Origin of the sequence: Paraburkholderia sp. Cy-641 (assembly GCF_011752945.1) — a bacterium.
Taxonomy (GTDB): Bacteria; Pseudomonadota; Gammaproteobacteria; order Burkholderiales; family Burkholderiaceae; genus Paraburkholderia.
In genome coordinates this window covers 123,882-136,445 of sequence record NZ_VWWM01000007.1, presented here as the reverse complement: position 1 = coordinate 136,445, position 12,564 = coordinate 123,882, and the positions used below count along the sequence as shown (strand labels likewise).

Below are 12,564 nucleotides of genomic sequence, written 5' to 3'. Positions count from 1 at the left end.
GCATGCCGCGCAATGGACCGGCACAAAGAATAGCACCGCATCGGTGCGCCACGATGCGCCCGACGCGTGCGCGTCGCGCGCCGCGCACGCCGAACCGGCCGCATGGCCGGGCGCCGCATGCTTCGCGCTATGATGACGATCTATACACAGTGAATCGCAGAGAAATGGCAGCCAAGATGGCAAAAGAAGACCAGACAGGCGTGGGACGCAAATCGCTGAAGTCGCGCGCGGCGGCGGTTTCGACTGCACACAGCGAAGCGGCGCAGCCGCTCACGGAGAGCGTCGACGCAACCGGCGCCGACGACGACGAAAACACCGGCGGCTCGACCTATCTGGTGCCGGGCCTCGAACGCGGCCTGCGCATCTTGGCCGAATTCAGCGCGCGCGAGCCGGTGCTTGGCGCGCCCGAGTTGTCGAAGCGGATCGGCATTCCGCGCACCACCACGTTTCGCCTGCTGCAGACGCTCGAAGCGCTTGGCTTTCTCGAGCGCGCCAACGGCGACCGCTATTTCCGCCTGAGCGTCGCGGTGCTGCGGCTCGGCTTCGAGTACCTCAGTTCGCTCGAACTGACCGACATCGGCACGCCGATCCTCGAACGCCTGCGCGACACGACTGGCCTCAGCACGCATCTGCTGATCCGCGATCAGCGCGACGTCGTGTTCGTGGCGAAGGCGCAGACGCACGAGCCGATGTTCAGTTCGGTGAAGGTACACGTCGGCACGCGCCTGCCCGCGCATGCGACCGTGCATGGCCAGGTGCTGATGGGCGATCTGAGTTTCGAGGAATTGCGCCAGCTTTATCCGGAACCGCAGCTTCAGCGCTTCACCGAGCGCACGCCCGCGACGGTCGAAGAACTGTACGGGCGGGTGCGCGAGAGCGCGGCGCTCGGCTATGCGGTGAGCGAGGCGTCGTTCGAGCGGGGCATTTCCGTGGTGAGCGCGCCGGTGCGCGATCAGAGCGGCAAGATTGCCGCCGCGCTGACGATCACGATTCCGCGCTCCGACATCGGTGAAGTCGCCGAGCGCGAACCGCTCGTCATTGCCGTGTGCCAGGCGGCGCTCGATCTGTCCGAGCGTCTCAGCTACCGTCCGCGCCCGGACGATCCGACCGCGATGCAGGCGCGGCGCCGGCGCGTCGCGGCTCATTGACCGCACGCCGACCGTACGCGCTTATTTCAGCGCTTGCTTCAGATCCTCCGGCGAGTCCCGCTGCCCTGCGCAGCCGGACTCGCCGTTTCACATCGTCGGGCAGGTAATCAGAACGAGTGGTGGATGCCGCTCAGGACGATCGCCTGATTGCGGCCGCTCGACACGCCCGCGGTGAAGAACGCCGCATCGGTATTCGAACCCGCGCGCTGATACAGCGCGTTGACGTAGACCTGCGTCGACTTCGACAGCGCATAGATGTCGCCGATCATGAATTGCGTCCAGCGATGGCCGGCGAGCGTCGTGGTCGCGGCGCCGCCGGCGATCGTGTTGTACGGCGTGATCATCCAGTTCGCGCCGCCGTCGTAGCTCTGGTAGGTGTCCGAATGGCCGGCGCTTTCGAGCTTCACGCGCGTGTACAGGCCGTGCACGAGTACCTTGCCGAACTGGTACGACAGACCCGCGCCCATGTTCTGCAGCTTGTCGGCCATATAGGTCGCGGCCGGCTGACCCTGGAAGCTCGTGATGCCGGTCGTGACGATCGACGGCGTGCGGTTGTTTTCGTCCGAGTAGCTCGCGCCTGCCTTGAAGCCGCCGTTCGCATACGTTGCCGCGAAGCCGTATTCGCGGCCGGTCGCGAAGTTGGTCTGGTTGCCGAGGCCCATCATCGCGCCGACCGTGAAGCCGCCGAACGTCGCCGAGCGGAATTTCACCGAGTTGTCGTAAGGCACGATGGCGGTGTTGGCGAGCGCGTCGATGTTGCCCGGGTGGAACGCATACCAGCTCGCGCCCAGATAGGCGGTGCTGAACGTGCCGAGCACGTCGAAGCTGAACGGCGTCTGATGGCCGAAGGTCAGCGTGCCGATCGAGTCCGACGAGAGGCCCACGAAAGCCTGGCGATTGAACAGCGTGCCCGCTTTCGCCATCGCGCCGGTGTTCGTATAGAAGCCGTTTTCGAGCTGGAACACCGCCTTCAGGCCGTTACCGAGGTCTTCGACACCCTTCAGGCCCCAACGATCGGGCTGCGTGTTGCCCTGTTCCATCATCCACTTCGAGCTGCCGCCCACGTTGCTGATGTAGGCGACGCCGGCGTCGAGGCTGCCGTATAGCGTCACACTGCTCTGCGCCCATGCGCAAGGGGTCATGCAAGCTGCCGTCAAGCCGGCCGCAATGATTTGCTTCACCGTTGGTTCTCCTGGTCCCTGATCCCGCGGCGCGGACTCTCGCCGGATGCGCCGTCGCTGACCTGTACTTGGGGTTGTCGATGCCGTTCTGATTTCTTTGCCAGAACCTCGTGGGTCTTACGTTCCATATATGGACATACGTATCGCCTATGGAAAGTATAGTGAAGCCTCGAACGAGTAAATTAAATTTTGAGATCGGTATAAACCCGCACGCGGGGCGGCGCGTCCCTCTGCGGATTGCGCTCCGGCCATATCCATCAAAGGCCCGCGTGGTATGCGGTTGCGCGCGGCATGCGGCGCCTCGATGTATCGCCGATGCGACAGTCAGTGTTTTCCCCTAAGGAGCGATTTTTTTATTTTCTCCGCGCGGGACGACTCCTATAATTGACCATATACGAACTGATGTTCCTTATATGGAACGCAGAGGCTCAGGAGAAGGCGAGAAATGACTGAACAATGGCGCTGCGCCGGACATGCCGGCGAACTGTCCGAAGACTCCCCGCTCGAGTTCAAGCTCGACGACACGGAAATCGGCATCTACAAGGTGGGCGACGAAATCTACGCGATGGAAAACGTCTGCCCGCACGCGTACGCGTTGCTGACGCAAGGCTTTGTCGACGGCGACACCGTCGAATGTCCGCTGCACGAAGCCGTGTTCCATATCCCGACCGGCAAGTGTCTGAAAGAGCCGGGCGGCCGTGACCTGAAGATGTACGCCGTACGTCTCGCAGGTGAAGAAATCCAGATCAAGGTGGAATGACATGCGAGAGGTAGCCGTGAATTTCAATCCCTTCCTGAAGCCGTGGCTGGCGCCGCAACCGAACAACGTCGCGGGTAAAGGCCTGATCGAAAAGCCGGGCGAGAGCAGCAACATGATCTGGCAGAACCGCAAGGCCGAGCCGACCCAGTACGAAAACGACTTCGGCGATGCGCTCGAACGTGTTTTCGAAGCCGGTGCGACGGAATTGCAGGAAGTCGCCGATGGCCTGAACCGCGACGGTTTCCGCACCGCCGAAGGCACTCAGTGGAACGCCGAGCGCCTCGCCGCCGAATTCCGCCTGCTCGCCGACTAGGCGCGCTCTCCCGAACACGTTTCATCGCATCCGTACTGGAGTCTCTTCATGACGTCCCCCACTACAACCGAAGGCACGGCTGATCCGATCAAGTCGTACCTCGACCAAGGTCTCCGCAATTACTGGTATCCGGTCGCCCCGAGCTGGCAGGTCGGCAACGCGCCGATCGGCGTGACCCGTCTCGGCGACCAGATCGTGCTGTGGCGCGATCAGGAAGGCAAAGTCCACGCGCTCGAAGACCGCTGCCCGCACCGTGGCGCGCGTCTGTCGCTCGGCTGGAATCTCGGCGGCAGCGTCGCATGCTGGTATCACGGCATCCAGGTGGACGGTAGCGGCACGGTCGTCAACGTGCCGGCGGTCGCGAGCTGCCCGCTCGAAGGCCAGAAGTGCGTGAAGTCGTATCCGGTCGAAGAACACGCCGGCGCGATCTTCCTGTGGTTCGGCGACGAAGCGCACAAGGAACCCGTGCCGCTCGTGCTGCCGGAAGAACTGGTCGGCGAGGAATACGCCAGCTTCCTGTGCATGTCGAACTGGAAGTGCAATTACCAGTACGCGATCGACAACGTGATGGACCCGATGCACGGCGCCTATCTGCACGCGACCTCGCACTCGATGGCCGAAGGCGACAAGCAGGCCGACATGCGCGTGCGCAAGACCGAAACCGGTCTGATGTTCGAAAAGATCGGCCAGCGCGACGTCAACTTCGACTGGGTCGAACTCGGCGAAACCGGCGCCCTGTGGATGCGCCTCGCGATTCCCTACAAGAAGAAGTTCGGCCCGGGCGGCAGCTTCGGCATCATCGGCTTCGCGGTGCCGGTCGAGGGCGACAATTGCCAGGTCTACTTCTGGCGTACCCGCAAGGTGCAGGGCTGGCAGCGCGACGCATGGCGCTTCCTGTATCGCAACCGCCTCGAAGGTCTGCACTGGGACGTGCTCGAACAGGACCGCTACGTTCTCGAAAGCCTCGCGCCGAACGCGCGCGATCACGAGTTCCTGTATCAGCACGACGTCGGCATGACGCGCGTGCGCCGCATGCTGCGCCAACGCGCGCAACAGCACGTCACCGACCTCGACGCCTATCGCGCGGCAGCGGCCGCTGCCGCGCCGGCCACCACCGAAGCCGGTCACAGCCATGCATAACGAAGCACTCGCAGCGCTCAAGGGCCGGCGCGTTCTCGTCACGGGCGGCGCGCGCGGTCTCGGCGCGGCGTTCGTCCGCGCGCTCGTGGAAGCCGGTGCCCAGGTCGTGTTCGGCGACGTGCTGCACGACGCGGGCCGTGCGCTCGCGGCATCGCTGAAGGAACAGGGCCACGCGGCGACCTACCTGCCGCTCGACCTTGCCGATCCGGCCAGCGTCAAGCAGTTCGCCGAGCAGGGCGCGGCGCAGTTCGGCGGCCTCGACGCGCTGATCAACAACGCGGCAATCACCAATTCCGGCGGCAAGTTCGCGGACGAGCTGACGGTCGATACGTGGGACGCCGTGATGAACGTCAACGTGCGCGGCACCTGGCTCATGAGCACCGCCGCGCTGCCGTATCTGCGCGACTCGGGCCGTGGCGCCGTCGTCAACATCGCCTCGGACACGGCGATGTGGGGCGCGCCGAAGCTGCTCGCGTACGTCGCGAGCAAGGGCGCCGTGATCTCGATGACGCGCTCGCTTGCGCGCGAATTCGGCGCGCACGGCGTGACCGTCAACGCGATCGCGCCGGGCCTGACCGAAGTCGAGGCGACCGCCTACGTGCCGGCGGAGCGCCATCAGTATTACCTGCAAGGCCGCGCGCTCACGCGCGCACAAGTGCCCGACGACGTAACCGGGCCGGTGTTGTTCCTGTTGTCCGATGCCGCCCGCTTTGTGACCGGCCAATTGCTGCCGGTCAACGGCGGCTTCGTGATGAATTGATCTTGTCGAATCGAAAGGAGAAACAGATGGCGGACGTTGACAACGAACGCAAGTCCTGGGACCAACCCGCGGACGCGAACTTCCAGCAGTGGCTGGACGGCCGCGTCGCGCGCTTCGAAACGCGTCGCTACGACTGGGACGCGCTGAAATTCCAGGCCGACTACGACCCGAAGTATCGCCGTGCGCAGATGCGCTACGTCGGCACGGGCGGCACGGGTGTCGCGAAGGACATGAACACCGTGCCGGCAGGCGGCTTCACGTTCTCGACGATGGTGATCCCGGCCGGCAACATCGGTCCGAGCCATATTCATATGGATGTCGAAGAAATTTTCTTCGTGCTGCGCGGCAAGATGAAGGTGGTCTGCGAGCGTGACGGCGAAACGTGGGAAGCCGTGCTCGGCGAGCGCGACCTGATCTCGGTGCCGCCCGGCGTGTACCGCTCGGAGATCAACGTGGGCGAGGAAGACGCGCTGATGTGCGTGATGCTCGGTTCGCCGAAGCCGATCACGCCGACGTATCCGCCGGATTCGCCACTCGCGAAGATCAAGCGCGATCTGGCTGCAAACAAGGCGTAACCGCAGCACCACTGAAGCGCAATTGAAGTACCGCGCCATCGTCGAGCCGTTCACGTCGTTTCACTTCACCCGCGAAGGCAATCATGTCCGTAGTCCCGTCCGCCAATGCCGATCAGCATGCCGCGCTCGAAGCGCGTCTCGCGCGCTATCCGGCGCAGCACAGCAGCCTGGCCGCGCAACGCGTCGTGAGCTATCGCGAAGCCGGCCAGGCCGGCAACGATGCGCTGCCGCTCGTGCTGCTGCATGGCATCGGTTCGGGCGCGGCATCGTGGGTGCAGCAGTTCGACGCGCTCGGCGCGACACGCCGCGTGCTGGCCTGGGATGCGCCGGGGTATGGCGCATCCACGCCGGTCGCGGCGGCTTCGCCGCTCGCTCAGGACTACGCGGCCGTATTGAAGGAATGGCTCGACACGCTCGGCATCGAACGCTGCGTGCTGGTCGGGCATTCGCTCGGCGCGATTATCGCCGGCGCATTCGCGCTTGCGCATCCGCAGCGTCTTGCCGGTCTGCTGCTGCTGTCGCCCGCGGGCGGCTACGGCGCGGCGTCCGCTGAAGTGCGCGACGCGAAACGCGCTCAGCGTCTCGCGATGCTCAACGAACTCGGCCCGCAAGGGCTCGCCGAAAAACGCAGCGCCAACATGCTGTCCGCTCACGCGAACGACGCGGCGCGCGCATGGGTGCGCTGGAACATGGCGCGCGTGATCCCGCACGGTTACGCGCAGGCCACGCATCTGCTCGCCAACGCCGATCTCGCCGGCGACCTCGCGCGCTACGAAGGCCGCGTCGACGTCGCGGTCGGCGCCGAAGACACGATTACCGCGCCCGAAGCCTGCGAAAAGATCGCGCTCGCCGCGCGCACCCGCCTGCAGATCGTGCCGCGCGCGGGACATGCGGGCTATATCGAAGAACCCGCCGCGTACACCGCGATCATCGATACGTTCAGCCGCGCAAGCGGCATCTAACCGAGCCAACGCGGAGCCATGCAATGACGCCCGATACGCCTGATGCGCCCGACGCCGAGCGCAACGAAACCAGCAGCGATTCCGGCTACCGGGTGCCCGGTCTCGAACGAGGCCTGAACATCCTGATGGAGTTCTCGCCGCGCGAGCCGGTGCTCGGCGCGCCGGAACTGTCGCGCCGCCTGAACATTCCGCGCACGACGGTGTTCCGTCTGCTGCAGACGCTCGAATCGCTCGGTTTTCTCGAACGCGCCGACAAGGACCGCAACTATCGCCTCGGCATCGCGGTGCTGCGGCTCGGCTTCGAATACCTGAGCTCGCTGGAGCTGACCGACCTCGGCCTGCCGATCATCGAGCGGCTGCGCGACGACACCGGCCTCACGAGCCATATCGTGATTCGCGACGGACGCGACGTGGTGTTCGTCGCCAAGGCGCAAAGCCATGCGCCGATTTTCAGCTCGGTGAAGGTCAACGTCGGCACGCGCCTGCCCGCCTATGCGACGACGCACGGCCAGGTGCTGATGGGCGACCTGACGCTCGACGACCTGAAGAAGCTCTATCCCGAGCCGGAACTGGAGCGCTTCACCGCGCAGACGCCGGCGACGGTCAACGAACTCTACGAACGGATTCGCGACGACGCGCGGCGCGGCTTCGCGATCAGCGAGTCGTCGTTCGAGCGCGGCATTTCGGTGGTCAGCGCGCCGGTGCGCAACGACACGAACCGCATCGTCGCGGTCATCACGACGACGATCCCGCGCCGCGAGATCGACGTGTCGCTGCTCGACGGCGGGCTCGTCGACAAGGTGCGCCGCGCGGCCGAAGAACTGTCGCAGCGGCTCAATTACCGGCCGAAGCTCGGACCGAACGCAGGCAACAAATACATGAAGGCACTGGGGCTCTGATGATCCAAATCGATTTGACCGGACAGGTGGCGGTGGTGACGGGCGGTTCGTCCGGCATCGGTCTCGCGACCGCCGAACTGTTTCTGCAAGCGGGTGCGTCGGTCGCGATCTGCGGCCGCGACAGCGAGCGTCTCGCGAAAGCGCAAGCCGCGCTCGTCGCGAAGTTTCCCGGCGCGCAACTGCTCGCGCAGCGCTGCAACGTGCTCGATGCCGACGAAGTGAGCGCATTCGCGCAGGCCGTGCAGCAGCGCTTCGGCCGCACCGACATGCTCGTGAACAACGCGGGCCAGGGGCGCGTCTCGACCTTCGCCGACACGAGCGACGACGCATGGCGCGAAGAGCTCGACCTGAAGTATTTCGGCGTGATCCGCCCGACGCGCGCGTTTCTGCCGATGCTCGACGACACCGCCGGCGCCGGCCGCAACGCGGCCATCGTCAACGTGAATTCGCTGCTCGCGCTGCAGCCCGAGCCGCACATGGTGGCGACCTCGTCGGCGCGCGCGGGTCTGCTGAGTCTCACGAAGTCGCTCGCGGTCGAACTCGCGCCGCAGCGCATCCGCGTCAACTCGATCCTGATCGGCATCGTCGAGTCGGGGCAGTGGCGCCGCCGCTACGAGACCCAGGCGCAGCCGGGTCAAAGCTGGGAAGACTGGACCGGCGAGCTGGCGCGCAAGAAAAACATTCCACTGGGCCGTTTCGGTCGTCCCGAAGAGGCCGCTCAAGCGCTTTTTTATCTGGCTACCACGCTGTCGTCGTACACGACGGGCAGTCACATCGATGTTTCTGGAGGCGTTGCACGACATGTCTAATAAAACCACCGTTGGCGAACTGATCGCCGCCTTTCTCGAGCAATGCGGCGTCCAAACCGCATTCGGCGTGATCTCGATCCACAACATGCCGATCCTCGACGCAATCAACACGCGCGGCAAGATCCGCTATGTCGGCGCGCGCGGCGAAGCCGGCGCGGTGAACATGGCCGACGGCCTTGCGCGCGTCTCGGGCGGCCTCGGCGTCGCGTTCACGAGCACGGGCACCGCGGCGGGCAACGCAGCGGGCGCGATGGTCGAAGCGCTGACGGCGGGCACCGCACTGCTGCACGTGACCGGCCAGATCGAAACCGAATACCTCGACCAGGACCTCGCGTATATCCACGAAGCGCCGGACCAGCTCTCGATGCTGCAATCGATCTCGAAGGCCGCGTTCCGCGTGCGTTCGGTCGAAACCGCGCTGCCGACGATCCGCGAAGCCGTGCGCGTCGCGCAAACGGCGCCGAGCGGCCCGGTCAGCGTCGAGATTCCGATCGACATCCAGGCGGCCGAAATCGAGTGGCCGAACGATCTCGCCGCGCCGCACGTGACGACGCTCACGCATTGCAAGGACCGCGTCGCGCAACTCGCGGAGCAACTGACGAAGGCGAAGCGCCCGCTGCTGTGGCTCGGCGGCGGCACGCGCCACGCGCGCGCGGCGGTCGAGCGTCTGGTCGCACTCGGCTTCGGCGTCGTGACGAGCGTGCAGGGCCGTGGCGTGCTGCCGGAAGATCATCCGGCCACGCTCGGCGCGTTCAACGTGCACTCGGCGGTCGAGAGCTTCTACAAGACCTGTGACGCGCTCGTCGTGGTCGGCTCGCGTCTGCGCGGCAATGAAACGCTGAAGTACAAGCTCGCGCTGCCGCAGCCGCTGTATCGCATCGACGCCGACGCGCTGGCCGACAACCGCGGTTATCGCAACGAGATGTTCATTCACGGCGACGCCTCCGCGGTGCTCGAGGAACTCGCGACGCTGCTCGAAGGCAGGCTGAAGGTCGATCCGCAGTTCGCGCAGGACCTCGCTGCCGCGCGCGAAAGCGCGGTTGCCGACGTCGCCAAGGGTCTGGGTCCGTACAAGCGTCTCGTCGACGCGCTGCAGGACGCCGTGGGCCGCGACTACAACTGGGTGCGCGACGTCACGATCTCGAACAGCACGTGGGGCAACCGCCTCTTGAAGATCTTCTCGCCGCGCGCGGGCGTGCATGCGCTCGGCGGCGGCATCGGCCAGGGCATGCAGATGGGCATCGGCGCGGCGCTCGCGGGCAATGCGGCGAAGACCGTCGCGCTGTGCGGCGACGGCGGCTTGATGGTCAACGTCGGCGAACTCGCGACGGCCGTGCAGGAAAACGCCAACGTGATGATCGTGCTGATGAACGACCAGTGCTACGGCGTGATCCGCAACATCCAGGACGCGCAATACGGCGGCCGCCGCTGCTACGTGCAACTGCATCAGCCGGATTTCGCACAGTTCTGCGCGAGCTTGAAGCTGCCGCACTACCGCATCAAGTCGCTCGACGACGCCGCCGCGATCATCCGCGAAGGCATGGCGCAGACCGGCCCGGTGCTGGTCGAGGTGGACATGCTGTCGGTCGGCACCTTCGCGACCCAGTTCGCGGGCCCGCCGGTCAAGGAAAAGGAGCCGCAACATGCATGAGGTCGGCTACGCGGGGCATCACGCGCCCCTTGATGTCGCGATGATCGGCTTCGGCGCGATTGGCCAGGCGGTGTACCGCTCGGTCGCCGGCGATCCGGCCGTGCGCGTCTCGCATGTGATCGTTCCCGAGAAGCAGCTGACGTCGGTGCGCGACATGGTGGGCGCGGGCGTCGACGTGGTGTCGTCGGTGGCGGCGCTCAGCACGAAGCCGCAGTTCGCGCTCGAATGCGCGGGCCACAGCGCGCTCGTCGATCACATCGTGCCGCTGCTGAAGTCGGGCACCGATTGCGCGGTTGCGTCGATCGGTGCGCTCTCCGACGTCGCGCTGCTCGACGCGCTCGCCGCCGCGGCCGATGCGGGCGACGCGACGGTCACGCTGCTGTCGGGCGCGATCGGCGGTATCGATGCGATCGCCTCGGCGCGTTTCGGCGGTCTCGACGAAGTGCTGTACACGGGCCGCAAGCCGCCGATCGGCTGGCTCGGCACGCCGGCCGAAGAGGTCTGCGACCTGCGCACGCTCGCCGAAGAGAAGGTGATCTTCGAAGGCACCGCGCGCGATGCGGCGCGGCTCTATCCGAAGAACGCCAACGTTGCCGCGACGATCGCGCTCGCCGGGCTCGGCCTCGACAACACGACGGTCAAGCTGATCGCCGATCCGAACGTGACGCGCAACGTGCATCGCATCCTCGCGCGCGGCGCGTTCGGCGAGATGTCGCTCGAAATGAGCGGCAAGCCGCTGCCGGACAACCCGAAGACGTCCGCGTTGACCGCTTACAGCGCGATCCGCGCGCTGCGCAATCGCGCCGCGCGTTGCGTGATCTAAGACCCACCAGGCCCCCGGCCTGCAAGCAACCGGAATGACCGACATGACTCACTTCGATACCAGCCTCGTGCCCAACGGCGATATTTTTATCGGCGGCGAATGGCGGCAAGGGCGCGGCAACCCGTATAAAAGCCTGTATCCGGCGGATCAGTCGGTCAACATGGAAATCTCGACGGCCAGCGCCGACGACGCGCGCGAGGCGGTCGAAGCCGCCGACGCCGCGTGGCGCAAGCCGGACTGGTCGGGTCTGAAGCCGCATCAGCGCGCGCTGATCCTGTACCGCATCGCCGACCTCATCATGGCGCGCCACGAAGCGCTCGCGAATCTGCAGCGCCGCGACAACGGCAAGCCGATCGGCGAGACGCGCGTGCTGGTCGCGAGCGCGGCGAATACGTTCCGCTATTTCGCGGCCTGCCTCGAAACGCTCGACGAAGAAGTCACGCCGTCGCGCGGCGACTATCTGACGATGAGCCTCTACGAGCCGATCGGCGTGGTTGCGGCGATCACGCCGTGGAATTCGCCGATCGCCTCCGACGCGCAGAAGCTCGCGCCGGCGCTCGCGGCCGGCAACGCGGTGGTGCTGAAGCCCGCCGAAGTCACGCCGCTCGTCTCGCTCGCGCTCGCGCGCATCTGCGAGGAAGCGGGCGTGCCGAAGGGTGTAGTCAGCGTGCTGCCGGGCAAGGGCTCGGTGATCGGCGACGTGCTCGTGCGCCATCCGCTCGTGAGGAAAGTGTCGTTTACGGGCGGCACCGAAGTGGGCCGCGGCATCGCGCGCATCGCGGCGGACAAGCTGATGCCTGTGTCGCTCGAACTCGGCGGCAAGTCGCCGACCATCGTGTTCGACGACGCCGATCTCGATCACGCGGTCAACGGCGTGCTGTACGGCATCTTCAGCTCGTCGGGCGAGGCGTGCATCGCGGGCTCGCGTCTGTTCGTGCAGCGCTCGATCTACGACACATTCATGCAGCGTCTCGTCGAAGGCGCGCGCAAGCTGCGCGTCGGCGATCCGTCGCGCGACAACACGCAGATGGGTCCGCTGATTACGCAGGCGCATCGCGAATCGGTCGAGCGTTATATCGCGCTCGGCCTCGAAGAAGGCGGCCGTCTGCTGTGCGGCGGCGAGCGTCCGGTCGGCGACGGCCGCGAAGCGGGCACCTATCTGCAACCGACGATTCTCGACGGCCTCACTAACGAGGCGCGCATCTGCCAGGAGGAAATCTTCGGGCCGGTGCTCGTCGCGATGCCGTTCGACGACGAAGCCGCGCTGCTCAAGGCAGCGAACAACAGTGTGTTCGGCCTCGCCGCCGGCATCTGGACGCGCGACTACAAGCGCGCCTACCGCACCGCGCGCGCGCTTGAAGCCGGCACGATCTGGATCAACACCTACAAGCTGTTCTCGATCTCGACGCCGTTCAGCGGCTGGAAGGAGAGCGGTATGGGACGCGAAAAGGGCCGTCTCGGCATTCGCGAATACATGCAACAGAAGAGCCTCTACTGGGGCTTGAACGAAGCGCCGTTGGCGTGGGCGAACTAAGGCAGCAAG

At 65.8% G+C, this 12,564-nt stretch carries 13 protein-coding genes; 12 read left to right on the top strand and 1 reads right to left on the bottom strand.

All coding sequences use genetic code 11. From position 1 onward, the window contains the following. The first annotated feature begins 176 nt into the window (after positions 1 to 176). Positions 177 to 1,148: an IclR family transcriptional regulator gene (locus F3J20_RS06120; protein ID WP_167282488.1), complete on the top strand. Its 972-nt coding sequence runs from the start codon at positions 177 to 179 to the stop codon at positions 1,146 to 1,148. A gap of 107 nt (positions 1,149 to 1,255) precedes the next feature. Here F3J20_RS06120 and F3J20_RS06115 read toward each other — a convergent pair whose 3' ends face one another. Continuing rightward, entirely contained in the window at positions 1,256 to 2,329 is a 1,074-nt protein-coding gene (locus F3J20_RS06115) for a porin (protein WP_167282486.1), read from the bottom strand. Between the two features lie 445 nt (positions 2,330 to 2,774). Between F3J20_RS06115 and F3J20_RS06110 the strand changes: the two genes are divergently transcribed. The 11 genes from F3J20_RS06110 (at position 2,775) to F3J20_RS06060 (ending at position 12,555) form a co-directional block, all read left to right on the top strand. Further along, positions 2,775 to 3,089 (top strand): non-heme iron oxygenase ferredoxin subunit, encoded by a 315-nt coding sequence (locus F3J20_RS06110; protein ID WP_167038845.1) that lies wholly within the window; start codon positions 2,775 to 2,777, stop codon positions 3,087 to 3,089. Position 3,090: 1 nt separating this feature from the next. Beyond that, positions 3,091 to 3,402: a recombinase-like helix-turn-helix domain-containing protein gene (locus F3J20_RS06105; RefSeq protein WP_167038843.1), complete on the top strand. Its 312-nt coding sequence runs from the start codon at positions 3,091 to 3,093 to the stop codon at positions 3,400 to 3,402. Positions 3,403 to 3,450: 48 nt separating this feature from the next. Next, complete coding sequence (locus F3J20_RS06100) at positions 3,451 to 4,542, top strand: aromatic ring-hydroxylating dioxygenase subunit alpha (protein WP_167038842.1); 1,092 nt, start codon at positions 3,451 to 3,453, stop codon at positions 4,540 to 4,542. Continuing rightward, positions 4,535 to 5,302 carry an SDR family oxidoreductase gene (locus F3J20_RS06095; protein ID WP_167282484.1) on the top strand — a complete coding sequence of 256 codons (768 nt, stop codon included), beginning with the start codon at positions 4,535 to 4,537 and terminating at the stop codon, positions 5,300 to 5,302. Before F3J20_RS06100 ends, F3J20_RS06095 begins: the two co-directional genes overlap by 8 nt. A 26-nt stretch (positions 5,303 to 5,328) precedes the next feature. After that, complete coding sequence (locus F3J20_RS06090) at positions 5,329 to 5,877, top strand: cupin domain-containing protein (protein WP_167038837.1); 549 nt, start codon at positions 5,329 to 5,331, stop codon at positions 5,875 to 5,877. Positions 5,878 to 5,960: 83 nt separating this feature from the next. Further along, positions 5,961 to 6,839 (top strand): alpha/beta fold hydrolase, encoded by an 879-nt coding sequence (locus F3J20_RS06085; RefSeq protein ID WP_167282481.1) that lies wholly within the window; start codon positions 5,961 to 5,963, stop codon positions 6,837 to 6,839. Between the two features lie 23 nt (positions 6,840 to 6,862). After that, a complete protein-coding gene (locus tag F3J20_RS06080) occupies positions 6,863 to 7,738 on the top strand; it encodes an IclR family transcriptional regulator (protein WP_167038833.1) in 876 nt (291 codons plus the stop codon). Beyond that, a complete protein-coding gene (locus tag F3J20_RS06075; RefSeq protein ID WP_167038831.1) occupies positions 7,738 to 8,547 on the top strand; it encodes an SDR family oxidoreductase in 810 nt (269 codons plus the stop codon). The genes F3J20_RS06080 and F3J20_RS06075 overlap by 1 nt, the downstream gene beginning before the upstream one ends. Beyond that, the gene (locus F3J20_RS06070; protein ID WP_167038829.1) at positions 8,540 to 10,198 is read left to right on the top strand and encodes a thiamine pyrophosphate-binding protein; all 1,659 of its coding nucleotides are present in this window, start codon (positions 8,540 to 8,542) and stop codon (positions 10,196 to 10,198) included. Before F3J20_RS06075 ends, F3J20_RS06070 begins: the two co-directional genes overlap by 8 nt. Next, positions 10,191 to 11,021 (top strand): aspartate dehydrogenase, encoded by an 831-nt coding sequence (locus F3J20_RS06065; protein WP_167038827.1) that lies wholly within the window; start codon positions 10,191 to 10,193, stop codon positions 11,019 to 11,021. Before F3J20_RS06070 ends, F3J20_RS06065 begins: the two co-directional genes overlap by 8 nt. A gap of 43 nt (positions 11,022 to 11,064) precedes the next feature. Then, positions 11,065 to 12,555 (top strand): aldehyde dehydrogenase, encoded by a 1,491-nt coding sequence (locus F3J20_RS06060; RefSeq protein WP_167282479.1) that lies wholly within the window; start codon positions 11,065 to 11,067, stop codon positions 12,553 to 12,555. Positions 12,556 to 12,564: the final 9 nt, after the last annotated feature.